The organism is Paenibacillus sp. cl141a, assembly GCF_900109305.1.
GTDB classification, from domain to species: domain Bacteria; phylum Bacillota; class Bacilli; order Paenibacillales; family Paenibacillaceae; genus Paenibacillus_AQ; species Paenibacillus_AQ lautus_A.
In genome coordinates this window covers 15,299-37,702 of the sequence record NZ_FNZO01000022.1, presented here as the reverse complement: position 1 = coordinate 37,702, position 22,404 = coordinate 15,299, and the positions used below count along the sequence as shown (strand labels likewise).

Genomic DNA, 22,404 nt, shown 5'->3' with positions numbered 1-22,404 from the left:
CTTCTCCTTCATTCAGATCAAGGGTGGCATTACCAAATGAAGCCGTATCAGCATGCGCTTAAGTCGAGAGGCATTCTCCAAAGCATGTCACGAAAAGGGAATTGTTACGACAATGCCGTCATAGAGAATTTCTTCGGTATCCTCAAGTCGGAGTTTCTGTACTACAAAGAGTTTGAAAGTGTGGAGCATTTTAAGAAAGAACTGAAAAAATACATTGAATACTATAATACCAAACGGTTAAAGGCAAAATTAAAAATGAGTCCGGTACAGTACCGAACTCATTTTGAGAAAGCTGCCTAATGAAATAACCGTGTCTAACTTTTGGGGGTCTCTTCAACGATGCGGCTTTTTATTTATAAGCATGCAAATTACTGCCATGCTCAAGTCTCAAACAGGACCTCTCCCGTGCGGGATACATCAAACCCCGGAATCGAACGCAGCTCCTTTTGGAAGGTGTCCGATTGCAGAATTTGCAAAAGGGTCGGAATCCAAGTCTGACTCCACGTGGTTTTAAGTATCACAAGATCATAACGCTCCTGAATCAAAGGAATAAAATCAATTTGACCGATTATTGAGGCAGCTTTCTCTATGCCAACGCCAACATCGGCTTCACCGGTAGCAACTTTCGTCGCCACACCGAGATGATTGGTCTGTATATGATCATAACCGGAAAGCTGCTGCGGATTGATTCCGTGAAGGCGGAGCTGTTCGTCGAGCAATACGCGGGCGCCTGATCCCTTCTCGCGATTCACGAATCGCAGCCCGGAACGGTCTAAATCAGACCACCCTTTAAGACCGAAGGGGTTCCCCGGCTGGACAAATAACCCTGCATTTCTGGAAAGAAGATTGACGACCACATAGGAAGAACCAACGAGCAGCTTTCGAATATACGGAAGATTGTACTCTCCTGTATCTCCGTCCAAGAGGTGCGTGCTGACGATATCCGACTCGCCTCTGTACATGGAGATTAAGCTGTCGAGGCTGCCGACAAATGAACGCAAGGGCCGAATGGCGGGGATCGTTTGTTCCATATGTTTGGCCAAAATATCTAGGCTAATGTCATGTCCGGTAATGACGATCGGGCGATTCCCACTGGTGAATGTAGGCGGTTGGATAGGTGAAGGCGAATGTACCTCAACAGGTTGGTTGGATACCGGAACCGTTCTCGTCCTTTGTTTGTAGGCCTCCAGGTCAGCAGCATCCACCCGCATTTGTTTGCCGACCCGATAAGAGGGCAGCTCCCCTTTTTTGATCAGATCATACACGGTAAGTTTGGATATTTTTAAGAGCTTGGCAATTTCCTCCGTTGTATAAGACATGTCATTGGACATATCATGTTCCTCCCGGTTAACTGTATAAGTGGTTTAACATTTGAGGCTAATTATAACACAATTGAATGAATTCAAACGATTCTCCTGATTTCTCCCCTTTCCGATTATATAGATATCATTAAATTAGATATAAATAGATATATTTGGTTTGCGAAGAATTGCGCATGAAAGTATAATGTTTATGCTTGATTATAACTAAATATAGTTTTTTGGAGGGGGACCCATGATTAAACCAGCAAAGTTTAGTGCGGTTTTATCTCTTGTATTATCCATGATATTAGTAATGGCGGGTTGCGGCACGGCAGCAAAAGATCATACCGATTCTCAAGCTGCGGATAAGAATACGCAAACTACGGCAGCAACGGAAACGGTTAAACTGACCGTATCTGCGGCAGCAAGCATGACAGATGCTCTAAAGGAAATCCAGGAGGATTATAAAACGAAGCATCCAAATATCACATTAAATTTTAATTTTGGCGCATCCGGCGCATTGCAGCAGCAGATTGAGCAGGGAGCACCAGCCGACTTATTCCTGTCAGCCGCAGCCAAGAACATGAAAGCGCTCGTGGATAAACAACTGATTGATGCAAATCAACAAAAAAATGTTCTTAGCAACGAGTTGGTGGCTGTCGTGTCTGCGGATGGACAAGTACCGGTTGCAAGCTTTGCCGACTTGTCCAAGTCTGATATAAAAAACATTGCCATTGGCATTCCTGAAAGTGTGCCTGCGGGAAGTTACGCTAAAGAGGCACTTACAAAAACGAACTCCTGGGATTCGCTCCAATCCAAGATCGTACAAGGTAAAGACGTACGTCAAGTTCTTCAATATGTAGCAACGGGTAATGCAGATGTCGGGTTTGTGTATAAAACGGACGCATTAACCTCTGACAAAGTGAAGGTTGCTTTTGCTGTGGATCCCGCAACATACACGCCTGTTGAATATCCGATTGGAATCGTAAAGGCAACAAAACATCGAAAAGAGGCTGAGGATTTCTACACTTATTTGCAGACGCAAGAAGCGCTGGACGTCTTTGAGAAGTACGGATTCTCCGTTCTGAATTGATTGGAGTCGATATGAATTGGAACGAATTCTGGTTACCGATTAAACTGTCACTGCAGGTTTCCGTACTGTCCAGCCTAACGGTTGTCCTGATAGGAGTGGCTGCTGCCTGGTGGATGTCACGCAAATCCTTCAAAGGGAAAACGATTCTTGAGACCGCCTTTATGCTCCCGTTAGTTCTTCCCCCAACCGTGGTTGGTTTTGTTCTATTAGTCATACTTGGTCGAAAAAGCTGGTTTGGACAATGGATAGAATGGCTCTTTGCCTCGCCCGTCATTTTTACTTGGTGGGCTGCCGTGATCGCTTCGGTCGTCGTAGCCTTCCCGCTGGTCTACCAAACGATGAAGGTGGGGTTTTCTTCTGTCCATCGGGATGTCGAGGAAGCAGCTCGTTCAAATGGAGCTAACGAGTGGCAGGTCTTCAGGTATATAACGCTTCCTTTGACTTATCGCTCGTTGGTAACTGCCTATATTCTTGGATTTGCTCGTGGACTTGGTGAATTCGGAGCAACGTTAATGATAGCAGGCAATATTCCGGGCAAAACACAGACCATTCCTACGGCCATATTCGTTGCGGTTGATGCGGGCAATACGACGATGGCATGGGCTTGGACAGGATCCATGATCATGATTTCCTTTATAATGTTGCTTCTTACGAGGCGAAGTGATCAATAAAAGTCGCTAAATACAGCGGCTTTTTTGATGTTCCGGAACTTCATGAATATTGATTTATTTTTAAAAAAGGGTAATCATTAGTTACAGCACTTTATTTTACCATCATATCGCCGTAAAAAGTGCTGATTACGCGCAAAGCGAAAGGAGGATTGTGATTAGCTGTCGTCAGCTATTTATCTCTGCTTCAAATCAACCCCAGTGAGACATCATGCCAAAGGAGGTATCTTAATGTTTCAGGAGCGCTTTGCTCTCAGCGGTAAGAACTTAAAGATTTTTACATCGTTCGTTCTCGTCATTATTTTACTTATCATGCCGATCCTGCCGGCTGCAGCCGCATCACCAGCCAAAACCGTGAATGCTTCGGCTAAGCTCGCCTATAATCTTAAAGGGCTTAAGCATAATGTAGCCGTTCAAAAAGCATATATTGCAGACAAGTATATTTATGTTACACAGCGGTCTAAGGGTACATGCTATCTTTCCAGGCTGCTTATTAGCGGGAAAGACGCGAAGTACGTAGACGAAATGACCGTCACCAATACCGGACATTGTCAAACGCTTGATATGTATACGTACAAAGGGGAACATTATTTCTACTTCAGTTCCAAAGCCGATTCTTCCACTAAGCAATTCTGGTCCCTCCAAGTGGCAAGACTAAAATATAAGGCGGGATCAAAGGTCGATTATACGAAGCTGGACCGATTCGTCTATATGAATTACGCGAACAAGACCGGCAAACGATTAGGCACAACCTATAGGGTCGACGGCGGCGGCAACAGCAAATATACGTTCTTCCGCGTACAGACCAAGGAAAAGACCGTCACCTGGTCCATATACAGCACAGCGGCCCTGAACAAGCTTCTGGACAGCAAAAAGCAGGTTCGAATGGACAGTGCCGCAGCGGTAAAAGCGAGCATAGCGAGTTTCACTCAATCCGGCAATCGTATTATTAGACCGAATGGATCGTTTCAGGGTGCAGATATGCTGGGGAGCTCCAAAATTTACACCTCGGGAGGAGCCGAAGGCCAAACTCCGCAGATCGCCATGATGACCAGCTCGGGCGCCTACAAGAGCCTGGTGAAAATTACGAATGTGGGAAAGCATGAAATCGAGGGCGTTCAGACCAAGAACGGGAAGGTTTACTTTACGATCGTGACGGATCCCAAAAACAAGAAAAACACACAGAAAATTTACTATGTGCCGGATACGATTTTTTGAATACTTCAACGAAAAAGTCGCCATGTAATGGTCATAACCCTGTCAAGTAGACAGTACAAAAAAGACATGATTTAAGCTGCGACCGTTTCCCGGTATTCTACCGGGGAACGGTCGTTTAATTTTTTCTGGAATCGGTCCTGGTTATAGAACAGAATGTATTCATTCACTTGCTGTTCAACCTCTGCTTTGTTTGCTGCCTCATTCAAGTATATTTTCTCGGTCTTTAAATGAGAGAAGAACGACTCGATACAGGCATTGTCCAGGCAATTTCCTCGTCTAGAGTGACTGCCTAGCATGCCGAGTTGTTTCAGTTTACGGTTAAATGGTTTTGACGTGTATTGAAATCCTTGATCCGAGTGTAGGATTACCCCACTCACATCCACGTGCTGACGGAGTCTATCCAGCGTTTCATGAACCAAAGCGAGGTCATTTCGTTCCGAAAGATGCCAAGCTACAATCTCGTTATTGTATAAATCTTGAATGACAGACAGGTACACAAATTGTTCTCCAGCACGAATATAGGTAATATCTGTGACCAGTTTCGTTCGTGGTGTGTCCGCTTTAAACTGGCGCTGAAGCCGATTCGGATTTACCACAGAAGCTTGTTTTCCAAAGAATCGACGCTTCTTTCGAATGACAGAACAGATTCCTAACTGTTTCATTAATCGGTACACCTTTTTGTGGTTGACCCAAATGCCTTCCTTCCGTAAAGCTACCGTCATTCGAAGATAACCAAAGTAGGGATGCATGCGATGGATGGCAAGCAGATGCGATTCCAATTCATGCTGCTTTTGTCTACGTTCTTTTGCCGCTTGCAAGCTTTTTCTCCACTTGTAATAGCCTGAACGGGAAACCGCGGCTAACTTCAAGAGCCAACTAAGACGATGGCGTACTCGCAAGTCCTCTATGATCTGAAATCTAGCAGCTTTACTCGTCACTCCTTGTGTAGATTTGGATACTGCTTTTTTAAATATTCAATCTCCGCTCGCAAGTATGCCATCTCTTCTTCCATACTGGAAAACTTCGTTCTGGGGCGTCCCCGTTTGGATGTGGCAGGTTCTAGGCTCATTCCACGTTTCGTTCTCGCCGCCCACACTTGTACTTGAGATTTGTTTTGAATACCCAAACGTTTCGCTACTTCACGTATACTCATATGTTCTTCGTTGACCAGCCGGGCCGCCTCCAATTTTAATTCCAAGGAGTACCGCCGGTAAGTTTGTCCTTTTTTAGCCATGCAAAAAATCCCCTTCATTAGGCAAGATTAAGTCCATCTTAACAGATGTCTTTTTTCTCTTGTCTACTAAAAGGGGATAATACCAGTAATGGCGGCTTTTTTTCGAGATTGCAGCTAGTATGTGCAGTCCCCAGCAAGTATAAATCGTTTCTTATCACCGTCTTAATATCACAGAACAATGTGAGATTGTGTGTTTTTGTGGTATTCTGTATTAGTAGTTCAAACACGGTAGTCGTTTATTGGAGGAATATCGAATGCTTGCACATGATCGGCATCAACAAATCATGAAACTGCTTCACGAAAACCAATCGGTCAAGACAACGGATTTAATTGCGCAATTCGGAGTTTCTTTCGAGACGATTCGAAGAGACCTGGAATATCTGGAACAGGAGGGCTTCTTAAAAAGGGTTCATGGCGGGGCAACCTTGCCGGCAGCGGACTATCAGAAAGAACTGCCTTTTACCGTGCGGGAAATGAAGAGGCATCAAGAGAAACGGGAGTTGGCCCAGATTGCCCTCCGCTACGTGGAAGAAGGGCAATCCTTGTTCATGGATGTAAGCACCACCAATACCGAATTTGCCAAGGCATTGATGACGCGCTTTGATCGATTGACGATACTGACCAATTCCTTTCAAATCGCATCGATACTTATGGAGAAACCTCATTTCACGATCATCTTCGTCGGTGGGGTGGTACGTAACTCGGAGCATTGCGTGGTCGGCGATTTTGCCGAATCCTTTGTCACTCAGTTTCATGCCGACCTTTTCTTTATGAGCGTGAGTGGCATATCCCTGACCGAAGGTTTGACGGATTACGGGTTAAGCGAGATTCAATTGAAGAAGAAAATGCTGGCCCGGGCACACAAGGTCATCGTGCTTGCAGACAGCAGTAAGTTTAACGCGGTTTCGCTCACACCGGTCTGCGGATTGGATCAGATTGAACGGATTGTGACGGACTCCGGGCTAGGGAATGATGTCCTTGAACAATATCGGGAGGCAGGGGTCAATATCGATTGCCAATAAATTCAAAAGAACAAGAGGAGCCTTCCGACGAGGTTCTTTTTTTTGCTCATCATATCAATTGACAGTAAGAATTCCTCATGCTACGATCAATCTCGAGTTGTATAAATGTGTGATTATAAGCATATGATTGTGTAACATAGTGTTTTCGAGGGGGTGCAATAATTTCAATTGCAGTTTTATTGGTTCTAGCCTCTGGCATGGCGCATGCGGTATGGAATATGTTGACAAAGTCGAGTGGGAATAAGCAGTTGTTTTTATTTATGATTTATATCCCCACCACGCTTATGCTGCTTCCGGGCTTTATGATCGAAATCGTCACAGCGAATCCACCCATGTCGGCTTATCTTTTGTTATCCCTGTCCGTGTTCATTCAAGGGGGATATGCCTATTTCTTGTCCAAGTCCTTAACCTATGGCGACCTATCCCAGGTCTACCCGATGATGAGAGGCATTTCCACTTTCTTGTTGCCTCTTTGTGGAGTCATTCTCTTGAACGAGCGATTATCCGTCTGGGGATGGCTAGGACTCGGATTGATTGCATTTGGTTTCTTTCTATCAAGCGGCATCTTTATGAGGAAGCAACGATTTCATGCCCCTCACAGGGTTCTTTTCTATACTGCAGCCGTGGGGCTTTGCACGATGGCGTACGTGATGGTAGACAAAGTGAATCTGCAGCATTTTTCGCCAACGCTGCTCTTGGAAATATCCAATATCGGATTTATGCTGGGGCTGGCCCCGTTTATCCGTTTTGGCGAAATCCGCTGGGTAAGAGAGATACGAGAACATGGAAAATGGCTTGCAGTTGGCGCGATCCTTTCTCCAGGTTCATATTTGTTGTTCTTGTTTGCCATGAGTATGTCCCCGTTAATATACATAGCGCCTCTTCGAGAGATTGGAACCGTATTCGGCACCTTGCTGGGCGTATTGCTGCTGAAGGAAGGTCAAGGAGGGCTGCGGATCGTATCGGCCGGCATTATCTTTATTGGAATCTTGCTCATAGGCATGCTGGGCATATGATTAGCAGACGGCATTTCACCGTTGCGGTGAACACGAGGATAACGCGTCGGCCATATTCGACATCCTTTTTGAAGGAGGACTGAGTAGTTTGAACAAGCGGAATCAAGAAGGAGAAAACCGGAAAGGGGACGTGCTGCTCCGATTTCAGGTTATCACCGATACGCACGTGAAAGCGGACCCCGGACATACCTACAATTGTAATTTGGCGAGGGCATTAGAAGATATTAAACGAATGGCGCCGGACAGTGACGGCATTATGCACGCAGGCGATTTAATCGACCAGGGGAGTACGGAGGAATATGCGGAGTTTCGCAGAATATGGCGAGAGCATGGGGCAGGATTGCCGGTCAGTTATTTTGCTGCTGGCAATCACGATGTCGGTCTGGGGCATTGGCCTTCACGTTTGGGAGCTTATCTGGATGCCACGGGTATGAGCGGACCCTATCACGATCATTGGGTTAACGGGTACCACTTTATCTTCCTCGGAACCGAGGAGGGGCTGGAGCTGTTTGCTTCCTTGTCCGAAACTCAGCTGACATGGCTCGATACTAAACTAACCGAAAGCAAGAACCCGGTTCAACCGGCTTTCGTCTTCCTGCATCAGCCGCTCAAAGACACGGTTGCAGGATCTTATGAGTCGCAGCGGTGGTACGGCGTTGCTCAGGACGAAGCGCTCAAGAAAGTTCTGGCTAAACACCGGCATGCCATTCTGTTCACGGGGCATACTCACTGGGAGCTGGAGGCGCAGCATACGATGTTCGATGGACAGGAACAACTGCCTTATATGTTTAACGGATCCTCTGTCGCGTACCTATGGACGGATAAAGACGAGCATAAAGATGGGAGCCAGGGTCTGTTCGTCGAGGTTTATGCAGATCGTGTAATCGTCAGAGGCCGGGATTTCGCTGCAGGCAAGTGGCTGGAGAATGTCCGGTTTGAATGTAACATCCCTGAGCAATCCGAATAATTGGAAACGCCTACAATAGAACCCTCCATTCAATGACATCGGTTCATGATGATTGAACGGGGCTGTCGAGTCAATGGAGGGTTTGTCCGTCTCCGCTGCAGGATTACCAAATGAATATAATTGTTTTCACAGGAAAAAGATACTACAATTGGATCTAGGCTTACATACCAGCGTTTAGATTTTGCTCTTGTTCAAATTGGCAGCCAAGAGAGTAGCAGAGGGGGAAACTTGGAATGAAAAACAATGAATTAAAGAGGGGACTCGAAGCTCGCCACATCCAGATGATTGCTCTGGGCGGCACCATCGGTGTCGGGTTATTCATGGGTTCGGCAAGCACGATCAAATGGACAGGTCCATCGGTGATGCTTGCGTATGCAATTGTAGGGATTTTTATATTCTTCATTATGCGCGCAATGGGAGAAATGCAGTACATAGAACCGAGCACGGGATCATTTGCGACCTTTGGCCACAAGTACATTCATCCCTTGGCGGGGTACGTGACGGCTTGGAGCAACTGGTTCCAATGGGTGATCGTCGGGATGGCGGAGATTATTGCCGTTGGAACATACATGAAGTACTGGTTTCCGGATTTGCCCGCTTGGATACCAGGGCTCGTCGCTATGGCGATTCTCGGTGCAGCCAACCTGTTCTCCGTAAAATCGTTTGGTGAATTTGAGTTTTGGTTTGCCATGATTAAAATCGTAACCATCGTCTTGATGATTGTTGCCGGGCTTGGTCTGATTTTGTTCGGATTAGGCAATGGCGGCAATGCGATCGGATTTTCCAACCTATGGCAGCATGGGGGCTTTTTTACCGGCGGATGGTCAGGCTTTTTCTTTGCTCTCTCGTTAGTGATCGGAGCCTATCAAGGCGTCGAGCTGATAGGAATTACGGCAGGTGAGGCCAAAAACCCGCAAAAAACGTTAATGAGCGCGACGCAAAGCATTATCTGGCGCATTTTGATCTTCTATATCGGCGCGATTTTTGTGATTGTCACGGTCTACCCTTGGAATCAGCTGCAAGCCCTCGGCAGTCCGTTCGTTGCCACGTTTGCGAAAGTCGGCATTACTGCGGCAGCTGGAATCATCAACTTTGTTGTCATCACCGCCGCCATGTCGGGCTGCAACAGCGGGATATTTAGCGCAGGACGCATGTTGTATACATTAGGAGTCAATGGACAGGCACCGAAAATATTTACGAAACTGTCACGTAACGGCGTGCCCCTGCTGGGAACGATCGGCGTACTCGCGGGGTTGGGCCTTGGCGTGTTATTAAGTTATATCGCACCGGAAAATCTGTTCGTGCATGTGTACAGCGCCAGCGTGCTTCCCGGCATGGTGCCCTGGTTCGTCATTTTGATCAGTCAAATCAATTTCAGAAGAACCAAGGGGAGTGCCTTGGATGATCATCCGTTCAAAATGCCTTTCGCACCGGTGACCAACTATGTGACGATTGCCTTTTTGCTTATGGTGCTGGTCGGTATGTGGATCAACGATGAAACTCGGATTTCCCTGATTACAGGCATTGTATTCTTGGGTATTGTCGTGTTCAGTTATTATGCTTCCGGGGTTAACAAGGCACAAAAAAACCATGAGTCAAGCAACTAATGAATGGGCAAAACATCCAATAATGAAATGAATCAACATCCCATTCTCACCAAAGTGGAAATGGGATGTTTTCATTTTGAGGTACGAGCTCGAGTGATCTTATGTAGGATTCAAACAGGATAACCAATCTAAACGTCGAAATTGAATAGGTTAATGTTGTCTCCCGGTATCGGTCCTCATGGATAGGAACACGACGCTGAACAACTCATGATGGATATAAAACGAAGGAGGGATCCTATATGCAATATGGGCCTGACCCTAACGCAATCTACCCGAATGAGGCGATTAAAAGTATTTGCTATATTAAAAACGTAGTGACACGTCCCAATATTATTGTCGGCGACTATACCTATTATGACGATCTAAACGGTGCCGAAAAATTCGAAGAGCATGTCACGCATCACTATGAATTTATTGGAGACAAGCTGATTATCGGAAAGTTTTGCGCTATCGCAAAGGGGATTGAATTCGTCATGAATGGCGCCAACCATCGAATGCACAGTGTGACTACCTATCCGTTTAACATCATGGGCAACGGTTGGGAGAAATCGACTCCGGCACTAGCCGACTTACCCTTAAAAGGCGACACCGTCATTGGCAACGATGTCTGGATTGGTCAAAACGTCACCGTAATGCCCGGTGTACACATCGGCGACGGAGCTATCATAGCAGCCAATTCGGTTGTTGTAAAAGATGTCCCCCCTTATCATATTGCAGGCGGGAACCCTTGCAGGGTGATTAAGAAACGATTTGATGACGATCTCATTGACCATCTCCTTGCCATCCAATGGTGGGATTGGCCTGCTCGGAAAATTTTTGACCATCTTGAAACGTTATGCAGCGGAGATCTGACTAAAATCAAGGAAATATAAATTGCTCATGATAAGCATCTCATGGGTGAATCTACTTATTGAGCGGCTTTGCAGAACACCATGGCACCGTGAACATGATCCTCTGGATAAAAATTGGAACCTTACATCATAATAATACAGCCTATTTATTCCAAACCATTCAGAGGAGCAGATACATGTGAAAAATAAATGGTTGCTAGCGTTAACCTTAGTGTTTGTAATCATGACTCAGGCCGTAGCGCCTGTGCAAGCCATGGTGGGCGAGAAGAAGAATACGGATTGCATAAGTCCCAAAGTAGTCCGATTGAAAGGCGAAATGGAGAAGGTTTGGATCGATCATACGATATGGACAAGAAGCTATATCGTGAGTGCCATATCCAATCGTCCTGATCAGAAGGACGTTCTGGACCGGCTTATGCGAAACCAGCAGGACATTGGCAACGTGATCAAACCTTACTATGGGGAAGCCGCCGGGAATAAGCTTGCCGATCTAATGAGAGAACATATTCGGATTGCAGTGAAAATCGTGGCTGCGGCCAAGGCCGGCAAACAGTCGGAAGTGGACAAATTAGAGGCGGATTGGCACAAAAACGCTGACGATATCGCCAAATTCTTAAGCGCAGCGAATCCGAACTGGCAGTTTAAGGAGCTCCAGGATATGTTGTATACGCATCTCCAATTGATTACGGAAATCGTCGTTAGCTGTATCAAGGGAGATTGGAAAGCGGATATTGCTGCAACCGACAAAAACGAGATCCATATGATTCATTTAGCGGATATTCTGACAGAAGGCATTGTCAAGCAATTCCCTGAAAAATTCTAAGGATTACTCGACTGCCAGAATCGCGTTAAAGAAGAACATACAATTACACTAGCCGCATCCTTGGGGCTTTTTGTAATTGCCAAAGCAGGAGCTTATGATCATTAACGGTACCAAGAGATAGATCTATTAGCCGTTTTTCGCTTTCCGCAAGAGGGAACCCAAAACATGATCGTATACATCCCTCTCCCAACGGGTAATAACTAACAGCACAGCAAAAACGTGACGATCAATGGGAAAGGGGCTTGAAACGAATGAAACGCAAACTTTTGATAACCGGAGCGGCGGGCACCATAGGGAACGTAATTTACAAGGGGTTGCAAAAAGACAGCCGGTATGACATCATCGGTGCGGATATTGAGGCGGACGATAGGCAGGGTATCGTGCAGCTGGACATCGTGGACGAGGCGCGGCTGGCAGAGCTTACGCAAGGAGTCGATACGGTGCTCCATTTTGCCTGGATTAAGGACAACGGTGATTTTCTCGGTAAGGTACTGGAGGGAAATGTGAGCGGTGCATACAAGTTGTTTGAGGCAGCCGTGCAGAATGGCGTGCGGCGTTTGATATTTGCCAGCTCCAATCACGCGACCGGTTATTACAAGGTTTACGAAAAGGTAGAGCCAGACGATCCGTACCGCCCGGATAGCTTTTACGGACTCAGCAAATGCTATATCGAACTGCTGGGCCGGCTTTATTCAGATCAGGGCAAGATCTCTTCGATTAATATTCGAATCGGCAACTTCCCCGGAGACGATCGACCTCATTCAGAGCGCGCCGGGCATATCTGGATATCGGAACGCGATATGCTTCAACTGATCGTTTGCTGCATTGAAGCAGATGACAAACTACCGTATTTGAACTTGTACGGCACCTCCGCCAATACGGATAACTATTATAACATCGATTATCTGGAAGAATTGATCGGATACAAACCTCAGGACGACGCAGCAAAGCTGCTTGAGTTAGCCAAGGCGGCGGGAAGAAAAGTACGTCAGGATGAGACGGTCTATCAGGGTGGCCAGCAACAATAACAGCTTCGAAGAAGCATCTGTAACCTGCGTTTCGGTAGATCGGTGATGCCTGCAGGATATTTGCATTCATACAGCAGCCAAGCGGATATGATGAACGATAAGAGGTTTGACTTCCGAAAGTCGCGTTAATCATGCGGCTTTTTTTATTTTCAGGATTATCCTTCGTGTCATTCCCATTGGAACATTTCGATTTCGTGATCAGCTGCCCCGGCCGAACGTACGCCGATTAAAGACTTCTTGCTAACAAGGTCCCCACTTGTTTGGCCATGACTTTCGGCGAGTAAGGCATTCCGTTTCGGATCCACCATTCAATGACCCCGACATAAGCAGTCCCGGCATATTGCAGCATCACATCTTCGTGTAATTCCGCATTTTTACCGCTTTCGTTGTCGATCTCACCTTTAAATCCTTCCATGAAAGACGTAAGCAGCCGCGTTCTGAAAGAGGAAGGGGCGCCTTTGGACGCCAACATGGTTGAAAAAAGCACATAATTCTTTTCAAAATATTCGAAATACGGCACGAGAGCATCCTCCCATTCCATTTCACACGCCCATGTATCCATCTCTTTTAATTCATGAATGTGTGCCTCCATGATTTGATTCAATAAATCATACTTGTCCTGATAATGCAGATAAATCGTGCCGCGATTCAAATTTGCCTGGTCTGCGATGTCTTGAATGGTTATGTCATCGAAGTTTTTGTCGGCCATCAATTCAATGACGGCTTTTCTTAAGGCTTCTTGCGTTTTTAGGATTCTACGATCCACTTTTGCCATCTTGTATTAACCCCCTGTCCTTCCCAACATAATGAACACTTTTGATGATCTTGTTGATATCTCAACAAATCGCGCGGATTTAACCATTGAACTTCAACTTCTATCTCCTATAATAATAGACATGAGTTGATTAAACAACTTAAATTGTTTATTCGCTTTTTGTGGATTAGGCCGGGTAAGAAATTGCCTATTTTACGCCCACTCGACTATTTCTAAAAGGGACTAGTAGAGAAAATTGATATTACCTGGAGGTTAGACATGATGAATGCTAATGCACGTGCTGTATTCGGTCCGGAAGGTCCGTTCCATTTAACAACTATTGAGCGCAGGGATCTTAAGCCGCATGATGTGCTCATTGAAATCAAATATGCAGGGATTTGCCACTCGGATATCCATACCGCTCGCGGCGATTGGGGGCCAGTCCAATATCCTCTCGTACCCGGACATGAAATCGCCGGCATTGTCGCCCGGGTTGGCTCGGATGTCACAAAGTATGCGGTTGGTGACCGAGTAGGCGTCGGTTGCATGGTTGATTCCTGCGGAGAGTGCGAGAGCTGCCGCAGAGGAGAGGAGCAATATTGTCTGAAAGGACATACGGGTACCTACGCAGCTACCGACAGATATGGTCAATATACACAAGGAGGCTATTCCTCCCATATCGTCGTAACGGAGGATTTCGTCGTACGCATTCCTGACGACATTGCCCTTGATGCCGCTGCACCGCTCTTATGTGCCGGAATCACAACCTACTCGCCGCTTCGCCATTGGGGTGCCGCTCCAGGCAAGAAGATCGCAGTGGTTGGACTTGGCGGGCTCGGCCACTTGGCTGTAAAGCTGGCTCATGCCATGGGAGCCGAAGTCACGGTTTTATCACAGACCTTGAAGAAGAAAGAAGACGGTTTGAAGTTAGGCGCAGACCATTATTATGCTACCAACGATCCGGAGACATTTAACAAGTTGGCCGGCACGTTTGATCTCATCGTGAATACGGTGAGCGCGAAGATTGATTTGAATGCTTATCTCTCGCTGCTGGCAGTGGACGGTACCTTGGTCAACGTCGGTGCACCGCCGGAGGCATTGCCTGTTCAAGTATTTTCGCTAATCCCGCATCGTCGGTCGTTTGCTGGATCGGCAATCGGCGGCATTCGAGAAACGCAGGAAATGCTGGATTTCTGCGCTGAACACCACATAACGCCTGAGATCGAGGTCATCTCCGCAAATCGGATTGATGAGGCTTGGGAACGCGTGCTGGCTTCGGACGTCCGGTATCGATTTGTCATTGATATCAGCACGGTATAAGAAAACATCTCATCAGTCATAGGAGTTAGAGAAATGAAATATAAAGCTCAACAAAGTTCTCTCGGTTTTGCCCTAATCTTGGCGACGTTTTCGGCATTGGGGCCGTTTACGGTCGATATGTACCTGGCATCGCTTCCGCAAATCGCTGTATTTTTTGGAACAAGCGCAGCCGCGGTTCAAGCGAGTTTAACCACGAGCCTGTTAGGATTAGGATTGGGACAGTTGATCATGGGGCCTTTAAGCGACATGTATGGAAGACGTCCGCCATTGCTGACTTCCATGATGGTGTACATCCTTTCCTCGATTGGATGCGCTTTTGCGCCAAGCATCGAGTGGTTCATATGTTTAAGATTCATTCAAGGGGTTGCAGCGTCGGCCGGACTCGTGATTTCGCGAGCGATTGTCCGTGATCGGTTTCATGGTGTTGAAATGACGAAGTTTATCGCGCTCTTAACCATGATCAGCAATGTGGCACCGTTAATTTCGCCAACGCTCGGAAGCGCGGTAATGTCATACAGCTCATGGGGAAGTGTATTTCTGTTCTTGGGGGGGCTAGGCATAGCGCTGACCGCGATAACCCTAGGAGGGTTAAAGGAAAGCTTACCTGTACAGCAGCGTGTTCCAAGCAGTTTCAGCACCTTGATAAAAAATTATAACGGCTTGTTCCGGGAGCGGTCGTTTATGGGATATGCACTAGTTAACGGCATACTGTTCGCAGGCGTCTTCGCCTATGTGGCGGGTACCCCGTTTATTTATCAGAACATGTACGGCGTATCGCCGCAAATGTTCTCGATCCTCTTTGCGTTGAATGGCCTTGCGATCATTGCGGGATCTCAATTCGTCAAATTGTTTGCAGGCCGGGTACCGGAAAACCGGATATTCAGGATCGGATTAATCATTGCGTTCATATCTTCGGCAGCGGTCTTGTTCGTCGTATTGGTACATGGAGCATTGTCTGCCATGTTTATTTCGATCTTGTTATTTGCTTTTTCCATTGGGATCATTGGGCCGATCTCTTTTACGTTAGCTATGGAGTCGCAGGGGCATATTGCAGGCAGCGCTTCAGCCGTGCTCGGCTCCTTACAGTTCGCATTAGGCGCCGTTACGTCTCCGCTTGTGGGAATTGCAGGCGAAAATTCCCCGATTCCTTTTGGAGTTGTCATCTTTTCCACCAGTGTGTTATCTATTGCTGCCTATCTCATCCTGATTCAAGGGGGACAAAGATTAACCGGCGGAAAAACCAGCTCTGAATCCAGCATGTGAATTTATAGGTAAACGATTGAATAAGGCAGCTGATACAGCTGCCTTTTCTTCACTTAGATGTGTTGAGCTTGTGGCATTATGGGTTGTTAGCCATGGATTGGCTGTTCTTAACGTAACGAGCATAGACGTTATAATAGCAAGCCACATGCACGAGATTGACAAGAGACCATACAACAAGCCAGATGATCGGTGATGATAGGGTAGTCCAAAGACCGGACCATGGCAGCACGCGCCCTCCGCCGATAAACGTCAGCAATTGGGGGAGAGACAAGAGGATGAGGACCGGAATCAGCCTAATGACCGATATGAGAATGAACATGCCGATCGTAAGGCGTTTTTTCTTCCGACGAATACGAATAGAAGCATAGGCGCCCCATACAAGCGTTGCGAGAATCAACGCCATCATGATCATAGACATGTTTCGATCGTTAAGAAAAGAGATATTGGGCTGTTCTCCCCTCATCATAGCCGCGACCCCATCGATGATTTCCGAGTAATTCACAATTGCGTTCAATCCCGAATTAAACATCACCGCGATCCCCATCTGCTCATCCAAATAAACCGTTTCTTCCGACTTGTACGTCCAGAAAATGCCGCTGTGGGAGATCGTTCGGCCGTGCGATGGATCATGGTCTGCGAGCCAACCCATGCCGTACGGCGAAGCGTCTCCGGCTGAATGAAATTGATTCATCAACGCCGGGGGAAGAAGGTTGCCGCTATATTGGGCAATCATCCACTTGGACATGTCTGCCGCGGTTGAAACGATCCCTGCGGGACCGTCAATAAACCACAGCGGCTCTGAGCGACTGACGGAGCGGCCTAGAATCGAGTAATGACCCGGCGGGATAGCTTCATTCCCATTGATTTGATGCGTCGTGCTGACACTGTATGTATGGTTCATACCCAGGGGTTTAAAAATATGACGATTCAGGTAATCCGAAAACCGCTCTCCACTGATGCTTTCCACGAGGTTCGCCAGCAGCACGTAATTGGGATTGTGGTAGCTGTAAGTTGTTCCAGGTATTGTTTAGGGCTTCGTTCGAGAAACCGGGTCCGTCGTCCGTGACGGCAATGTCCATAGAGGCTTTCCGAATGATAAAACGTGCGTTCACCTGACTGGTTGCGTAACGCGCCGCATTGGCTACCAGGTTCTCGAATACCTGCATGACGACATTAGCATCCAGGCTGATTTCACAATCAGCGTTATCAATGGAAGAGGTGAAGTTTATGCCGAATTGACTAGCTATTTGTTTGGCACTGTCGTTCAACAAAGCCGTGAAAGGGATGATATCCACGGGATCGCGATGCACCGGGGTATCCTCCAGCTTCTGAATCGAGCTCATGGCCTCCGCATAGTTCTCAAGGCGAACGATGTGAAGGTTCATGGTATGGATCAGGTCCAGAATCTTCTCTTCCGACAATTTCTTCTGGGGGACATAGGTGGCAAGAAACTCGGCGTATCCTTTCAGAACAGACAGCGGCGTCCTCAGATCATGGACAAAAATTGCATTGAGCTGCTTGCGCTCCTCGACCGACCGCCAGAGCGACTTTAAATTGATTTCCAATTGGGAGCGCATGTTTTCAAATACGGCAATCAGCTCGCCCATCTCGTCCCGGCTGTCATAGGAGATACTGAAGCCTAGATCGTTGGCCGAGATCTTCTTGGATGCTTGCATTAGAATCGTCAGCGGTCGTTTTAGCTTCCATCTGTAAAATAGAACGGCCATGGCGACAATTCCTGCGGCTACCGTCAACAGCACCGCCGCGACGAGGGAGGGCAGCAACCAATCGGGCTCTCCAAAACGCTTCCGCAGGATCTCCGCCCAGGCAAATTCCAAGGTGATCATGGCCAGTACGGCCAAGAGCGTGAGCATGCATAACAGGATGAACGATTGCAGCAAATTAAGTCTTTCTAGCAGCAGCCTATTTACGAGTTTAGCCATTTGTATCCTACTCCCCACACCGTCTCGATTCGATCGCTGCAGCCGTATTCCTTGAATTTGTTGCGAATTCGCCGAATATGCTCCGCAATGACGCTGCTATCGCCTTCTTCGTCCAGGCCCCAAATTTTCTCGTACATGCGCTCCTTCTCGAATACCATGCCGGGATTCATGGACAGCAATTCGATAATGTCGAACTCTTTTTTGGCCAGAGGTATTCGTTTATCCTGGAAATAGAGCTCCCGGGCCGAATAATTAATGACCAAATCATGGTTAAACCTCACCGAGGCTTTGGTTAGGACTCGCTGTTCCCTGCGCAAATGCGCTTCTACGCTGGCGCCAACCTCGCGAATACTGAAAGGTTTCAGGATATAGTCATCGCCTCCTGCCCGAAAGCCGGCTATTTTATCGGCATCTTCGATTCGAGCGGTCAAAAATAAGATGGGGCACGAAACAAAGCCTCTAATTCTTTCGCATATTTCAAGGCCGTTCTCCTCAGGCATGTTGATATCGAGCAATACGAGATCGGGTCCTAGTTCCACTTTTCGCATAGCTTCCCGGCTGTCCTTGGCCGTCATGGCAAAATATCCATTGATTTCAAAGTAATCGGTCAGCAGCTTTCGAAGATCCGCCTCATCGTCCACGATTAGTATCTTATGCATACATGCTTCATCTCCAGTTTCATATGTTTGATTTCAGCATATCAAAGAAATTTTCGCATACCAATCGAATTTTAATTGAACGCATGGAAAGTCTAAGGCAGTGTGGACGAGGTTCACCAATCGTGGTATGAATAGTATTGGCTGAGTCGGCGGCGCTTCGACACCACCATCGTTAGAGAAGGGCCGGACAATGAAAGCAATCGAGGATACACGTTATTTTATTTTGGAGGATCAATCATGAATCAACGTTTTCGGATCACGAGATCCATGCAACCCGACGCTGGCAATCAGGAGATTTCATTGGAAGAATGCCAACAATATTTTTCAACTAAAGCTGATTTTATTTATCAGACGGAGCTCACTGTGAGAGGGGAAGAGAGCACCATGTCGGTAGAAGGCGATTTCTTTATGTGGAAACATGGGGAAGCCTTGATTCCATTCAGGCACTACATGGGAGAGCTGTATGTCGCCGTTTCCCATCAAGACCTTGTGCCTCTCATGATCGAAATTGCAACTGATTTGCGGGCGGATATCGTAGAAGGGTAACCGATTGGATCCTGTAAGAGCTTCGCAAGATCATCCGTATCAGAAAAGTTAGGCTGTCGAGATAAGCAGCAAAATAAAAAGCGCTGATGAGCTTGGTGAGAGGATCTTACCGAGTCCATCGGCGCTTTTTTGCGAAGTCCATGTTAAATGGGTGCAGGATGGTTTAGTGTAGGATGCGATGCTTGCGGACTTTCCGCGAATTTTTGCCCCAATCCACCAAGTTGATGGCGGCCATTAACACAAATACAAGCGGGCAACGGCGATGCCCAAACGGATAAGCAAAGGGCTGAAAGGGGGCGATTAGAGAATGGAGTGGAGGAAGGGGTGGCTTGCTTCATATCATGGACTCATGATGACCCTCCTTCATGAATAGTATTTGTTTTTCGGCCAGAAAGTTATGCCAGAACATGTAAAGTAACGGCAACCCGATGATTTCTGACGGCCGGTCATTACAGAGAATATAACTAGATGATCGTTCCATTTGTTTGCCTTATCTTTGGTTGATGGTTATCCTGTAGGGCTTGGTGTTCTGATCAGGACCTACGAGTGATTAACTTTTGTTGTAAATGCAACAAAAATAGTGTACTATTTTCTTACTGCTTCATTTGAATAAATTCGAGAAGAGTGGAGTTGCAGATATGAAGGACGTTCTCCGTGAGATTGGTATGATCGCCAGGTCATTGGATTCGATAAGCAATATTGAGTTTAAGCAATACGACCTTACAAAAGGACAGTATTTGTATCTCGTGCGAATATGTGAACACCCAGGAATTATTCAAGAAAAGTTATCTGAAATGATAAAGGTCGACCGAACAACTACAGCGCGGGCTATAAAGAAGCTTGAGATGAATGGGTTTATTGATAGAAGAGAAGATTCATATAACAAAAAAATCAAAAAACTGTTTCCTACGGAGAAAGGGAGCCATGTGTATCCTTTAATAAAAAGGGAGAACGATTATTCCAATGTGGTTGCACTATCCGGATTCTCTGCAAGTGAAGCAGAAGTCATGTTTGAGCTTCTCCAAAGAGTCCGACACAATGTGGAAAAAGACTGGGAGTTTGTTAAAAAGGGTAACAAGAGGAACTATTGATGTATTCAAAAGGAGGACGAAGCAAAGTGACCATAACGATAGAAAAGTGCACGATTGAAGATCTGAGCTTGCTTCAAGAAATAAGCATTGAAACATTTAACGAGACTTTTAAGGATCAAAATTCGCCTGAAAATATGAAAGCCTACTTAGATAAAGCTTTCCATTTGAATCAATTGGAAAAAGAATTATCGAATATCTATTCGGAATTCTATTTTATTTATGCTAACAGGGAAATTGCAGGATATTTAAAAATTAATACCCATCATGCTCAATCTGAAGCAATGGGCGATGATTGCCTAGAGATCGAGCGGATCTATATCAAGCAAAGCTTTCATAAACAGGGGCTTGGCAAATATCTAATGAATAAAGCCGTAGAGATCGCGTTGGAACGCAATCTAAGGAAGATCTGGCTAGGGGTATGGGAAAAAAATGAGAATGCCATTACCTTTTATAATAAAATGGGGTTTGTTCAGACGGGGACCCATACTTTCTATATGGGGGATGAAGAGCAAATCGATCTTATCATGACCCAAACACTTTCGGAAATCAGGCGGCGAGCGCTTTAAAGCTCACGTAAGACCCACCTTTTAAAAAAAACAGCGAGGACCGCTCAAGTGAGTGGATGCGCTGTTTTTTTATTTTCACTCGTTATCGTAATGAGACGATTTTTTCAGTATGGAGCCGAGAGTTGACAGAAATGAACTTATATTTTAATATTCATCCATGACGTTAATCGTAATTATTACGAATAACAAATAATACAGAGTCGATTGGCTCGGAAAGAAGAGAACATTATCATGCAAAAAGGGATACATCCAACATTTCAAAAAGTCATATTCCTAGACGCGAGCGTTGGCTATTCATTTCTCAGTGCCTCCACCAAGACTTCGACAGAAACGATGGAGTGGGAAGACGGTCAAACCTATCCCGTGATTCGCGTAGATTCCAGTTCGGCTTCACACCCTTTCTTCACGGGCAAGCAGAAAAATACCGAAATCGGCGGGCGTGTCGATAAGTTCAAGATACGATTAAGTTATAAACGGTAGAGAGGTTAACGTACCGAATCAGAGAAAGAACGGTCACGTCATGATACTCGATTTAAGTAGTGAAGGAGCAGCAGTTGATCATGAGCAAAAGCAATGCAAGCCAGCGTATTCCGCGTGCCAAAGGGATCGATATGGCAACCGTGTATTCACCTAAGGAGTGCGGCAAAAAAGCGAGGCACCTGATTTTGCCGGATTTCAATCAGAGAATTGTGGATGAGTTTATAGCCATTTTGGGGATGAGGGAGGAATTCGAGGAGCATCTCGTACCGATTCCTAACAAGATCGTCATGTACGGTCCTCCGGGAACAGGAAAAACCTTGACGGCCTTCTATATGGCCAACCTACTGGAGCTTCCACTCGTCCTGACTCGACTGGATGCTATCATCCATAGTCATCTGGGCGAAACGGGGAGCAATATTCGCAAAATCTTCGATTATGCAGACACATTTCCCTGCGTTCTTTTCCTTGATGAGTTCGATGCCATTGCCAGGACGAGGGACAGCAACGATGAAGTGAAGGAGATGGCCCGTGCCGTAAATACATTGCTGCAGTGTCTGGATGATTTTGGGGACAAAAGCATCATGATGGCGGCTACCAATTTGGAGAAGGAATTGGATCAGGCAATATGGCGCAGGTTCGACACGAAAATGACGTATTCCCTGCCGGACTTTGGCAGAAGGCAGCATTATATCGAAATTCTTCTCGGAGATTTCCGGTGTGAGGCGTCAGCGTTGACGGAGGTATGCGACCTGCTTGAAGGGTGCAGCTTTGCCGACATGGAGCAAATTGTATTGAAAGCAAAGCGAAAAGCCATTATTGAACGGCAACCGCTGCTAAGAAGCCATTTAAAAGATTCCTATGATGAATATAAACCTGATCTGGCGAAGATTTAAGGGGGATGGCAGTCCTGCTGCCGGGTTGGAAAAGGTATTAGAAATAGGATACACCGAGTTC

Annotated in this window: 24 protein-coding genes; 18 read left to right on the top strand and 6 right to left on the bottom strand. The window is 46.4% G+C overall.

Annotation, left to right across the window (positions count from 1 at the left end):
• On the top strand, positions 1–300 hold a 300-nt coding region (locus BMX45_RS30755), incomplete at its 5' end, for an IS3 family transposase (protein WP_139212500.1).
• Positions 301–380: 80 nt separating this feature from the next.
• Here BMX45_RS30755 and BMX45_RS30750 read toward each other — a convergent pair.
• Complete coding sequence (locus tag BMX45_RS30750) at positions 381–1,331, bottom strand: helix-turn-helix transcriptional regulator (protein ID WP_090914564.1); 951 nt, start codon at positions 1,329–1,331, stop codon at positions 381–383.
• Positions 1,332–1,554: 223 nt separating this feature from the next.
• On the opposite strand from BMX45_RS30750, the gene modA reads away from it, so the two are divergent.
• From modA to BMX45_RS30735, 3 genes are all read left to right on the top strand, one after another.
• Complete coding sequence (gene modA / locus BMX45_RS30745) at positions 1,555–2,394, top strand: molybdate ABC transporter substrate-binding protein (protein WP_090914562.1); 840 nt, start codon at positions 1,555–1,557, stop codon at positions 2,392–2,394.
• Between the two features lie 11 nt (positions 2,395–2,405).
• Complete coding sequence (gene modB / locus BMX45_RS30740) at positions 2,406–3,065, top strand: molybdate ABC transporter permease subunit (RefSeq protein WP_090914560.1); 660 nt, start codon at positions 2,406–2,408, stop codon at positions 3,063–3,065.
• A 228-nt stretch (positions 3,066–3,293) separates the two neighbouring features.
• Positions 3,294–4,280, top strand: coding sequence for a phage baseplate protein (locus BMX45_RS30735; RefSeq protein ID WP_090914558.1), 987 nt, complete (start codon positions 3,294–3,296; stop codon positions 4,278–4,280).
• Between the two features lie 71 nt (positions 4,281–4,351).
• On the opposite strand, the gene BMX45_RS30730 is transcribed toward BMX45_RS30735, so the two are convergent.
• Positions 4,352–5,514, bottom strand: a protein-coding gene (locus BMX45_RS30730; RefSeq protein ID WP_368087192.1) for an IS3 family transposase whose coding sequence is annotated in 2 segments (ribosomal slippage) — positions 4,352–5,250 and positions 5,250–5,514 — 1,164 coding nt in all. Because the reading frame shifts where the segments join, the coding sequence is not laid out codon by codon here.
• A gap of 254 nt (positions 5,515–5,768) precedes the next feature.
• Between BMX45_RS30730 and BMX45_RS30725 the strand changes: the two genes are divergently transcribed.
• From BMX45_RS30725 to BMX45_RS30695, 7 genes are all read left to right on the top strand, one after another.
• A complete protein-coding gene (locus BMX45_RS30725) occupies positions 5,769–6,536 on the top strand; it encodes a DeoR/GlpR family DNA-binding transcription regulator (RefSeq protein ID WP_090914555.1) in 768 nt (255 codons plus the stop codon).
• A gap of 179 nt (positions 6,537–6,715) precedes the next feature.
• The gene (locus BMX45_RS30720) at positions 6,716–7,552 is read left to right on the top strand and encodes an EamA family transporter (RefSeq protein WP_368087191.1); all 837 of its coding nucleotides are present in this window, start codon (positions 6,716–6,718) and stop codon (positions 7,550–7,552) included.
• Between the two features lie 88 nt (positions 7,553–7,640).
• Positions 7,641–8,519 carry a metallophosphoesterase family protein gene (locus tag BMX45_RS30715; RefSeq protein ID WP_090914553.1) on the top strand — a complete coding sequence of 293 codons (879 nt, stop codon included), beginning with the start codon at positions 7,641–7,643 and terminating at the stop codon, positions 8,517–8,519.
• 233 nt (positions 8,520–8,752) lie between these two features.
• Positions 8,753–10,126, top strand: coding sequence for an amino acid permease (locus BMX45_RS30710; RefSeq protein ID WP_090914551.1), 1,374 nt, complete (start codon positions 8,753–8,755; stop codon positions 10,124–10,126).
• Positions 10,127–10,365: 239 nt separating this feature from the next.
• Positions 10,366–10,998 (top strand): Vat family streptogramin A O-acetyltransferase, encoded by a 633-nt coding sequence (locus BMX45_RS30705; protein ID WP_090914549.1) that lies wholly within the window; start codon positions 10,366–10,368, stop codon positions 10,996–10,998.
• A gap of 157 nt (positions 10,999–11,155) precedes the next feature.
• On the top strand, positions 11,156–11,800 hold the full coding sequence (locus BMX45_RS30700) for a glycosyltransferase (protein WP_175495244.1): 645 nt from the start codon (positions 11,156–11,158) through the stop codon (positions 11,798–11,800).
• 251 nt (positions 11,801–12,051) lie between these two features.
• Entirely contained in the window at positions 12,052–12,828 is a 777-nt protein-coding gene (locus tag BMX45_RS30695; RefSeq protein WP_090914545.1) for an NAD-dependent epimerase/dehydratase family protein, read from the top strand.
• A 226-nt stretch (positions 12,829–13,054) separates the two neighbouring features.
• Here the strand turns inward: BMX45_RS30695 and BMX45_RS30690 are convergent, their stop codons facing one another.
• Complete coding sequence (locus tag BMX45_RS30690; protein ID WP_090914543.1) at positions 13,055–13,603, bottom strand: TetR/AcrR family transcriptional regulator; 549 nt, start codon at positions 13,601–13,603, stop codon at positions 13,055–13,057.
• 258 nt (positions 13,604–13,861) lie between these two features.
• On the opposite strand from BMX45_RS30690, the gene BMX45_RS30685 reads away from it, so the two are divergent.
• Positions 13,862–14,902, top strand: a complete 1,041-nt coding sequence (locus BMX45_RS30685) for an NAD(P)-dependent alcohol dehydrogenase (protein WP_090914541.1) — start codon at positions 13,862–13,864, stop codon at positions 14,900–14,902.
• A gap of 33 nt (positions 14,903–14,935) precedes the next feature.
• Positions 14,936–16,165: a multidrug effflux MFS transporter gene (locus BMX45_RS30680; protein ID WP_090914539.1), complete on the top strand. Its 1,230-nt coding sequence runs from the start codon at positions 14,936–14,938 to the stop codon at positions 16,163–16,165.
• A 76-nt stretch (positions 16,166–16,241) separates the two neighbouring features.
• Here the strand turns inward: BMX45_RS30680 and BMX45_RS30675 are convergent, their stop codons facing one another.
• From BMX45_RS30675 to BMX45_RS30665, 3 genes are read right to left on the bottom strand one after another with little or no spacing between them, the layout of a single operon-like run.
• Entirely contained in the window at positions 16,242–17,132 is an 891-nt protein-coding gene (locus BMX45_RS30675) for a serine hydrolase domain-containing protein (RefSeq protein WP_254778390.1), read from the bottom strand.
• Positions 17,077–18,108, bottom strand: coding sequence for a HAMP domain-containing sensor histidine kinase (locus BMX45_RS30670; protein ID WP_254778389.1), 1,032 nt, complete (start codon positions 18,106–18,108; stop codon positions 17,077–17,079). The genes BMX45_RS30675 and BMX45_RS30670 overlap by 56 nt, the downstream gene beginning before the upstream one ends.
• Positions 18,093–18,767 (bottom strand): response regulator transcription factor, encoded by a 675-nt coding sequence (locus BMX45_RS30665; protein ID WP_090914537.1) that lies wholly within the window; start codon positions 18,765–18,767, stop codon positions 18,093–18,095. The genes BMX45_RS30670 and BMX45_RS30665 overlap by 16 nt, the downstream gene beginning before the upstream one ends.
• A 237-nt stretch (positions 18,768–19,004) precedes the next feature.
• Here BMX45_RS30665 and BMX45_RS30660 point away from each other — a divergent pair, with 237 nt between their 5' ends.
• From BMX45_RS30660 to BMX45_RS30640, 5 genes are all read left to right on the top strand, one after another.
• A complete protein-coding gene (locus BMX45_RS30660) occupies positions 19,005–19,313 on the top strand; it encodes a hypothetical protein (protein WP_090914535.1) in 309 nt (102 codons plus the stop codon).
• 638 nt (positions 19,314–19,951) lie between these two features.
• Positions 19,952–20,404 carry a MarR family winged helix-turn-helix transcriptional regulator gene (locus BMX45_RS30655; protein ID WP_090914533.1) on the top strand — a complete coding sequence of 151 codons (453 nt, stop codon included), beginning with the start codon at positions 19,952–19,954 and terminating at the stop codon, positions 20,402–20,404.
• Positions 20,405–20,430: 26 nt separating this feature from the next.
• Positions 20,431–20,970, top strand: a complete 540-nt coding sequence (locus tag BMX45_RS30650; protein WP_090914568.1) for a spermidine/spermine N(1)-acetyltransferase — start codon at positions 20,431–20,433, stop codon at positions 20,968–20,970.
• 231 nt (positions 20,971–21,201) lie between these two features.
• Positions 21,202–21,450 carry a type B 50S ribosomal protein L31 gene (locus tag BMX45_RS30645; RefSeq protein WP_090914531.1) on the top strand — a complete coding sequence of 83 codons (249 nt, stop codon included), beginning with the start codon at positions 21,202–21,204 and terminating at the stop codon, positions 21,448–21,450.
• A gap of 80 nt (positions 21,451–21,530) precedes the next feature.
• Entirely contained in the window at positions 21,531–22,343 is an 813-nt protein-coding gene (locus tag BMX45_RS30640; protein WP_090914529.1) for an AAA family ATPase, read from the top strand.
• Positions 22,344–22,404 lie beyond the last annotated feature (61 nt).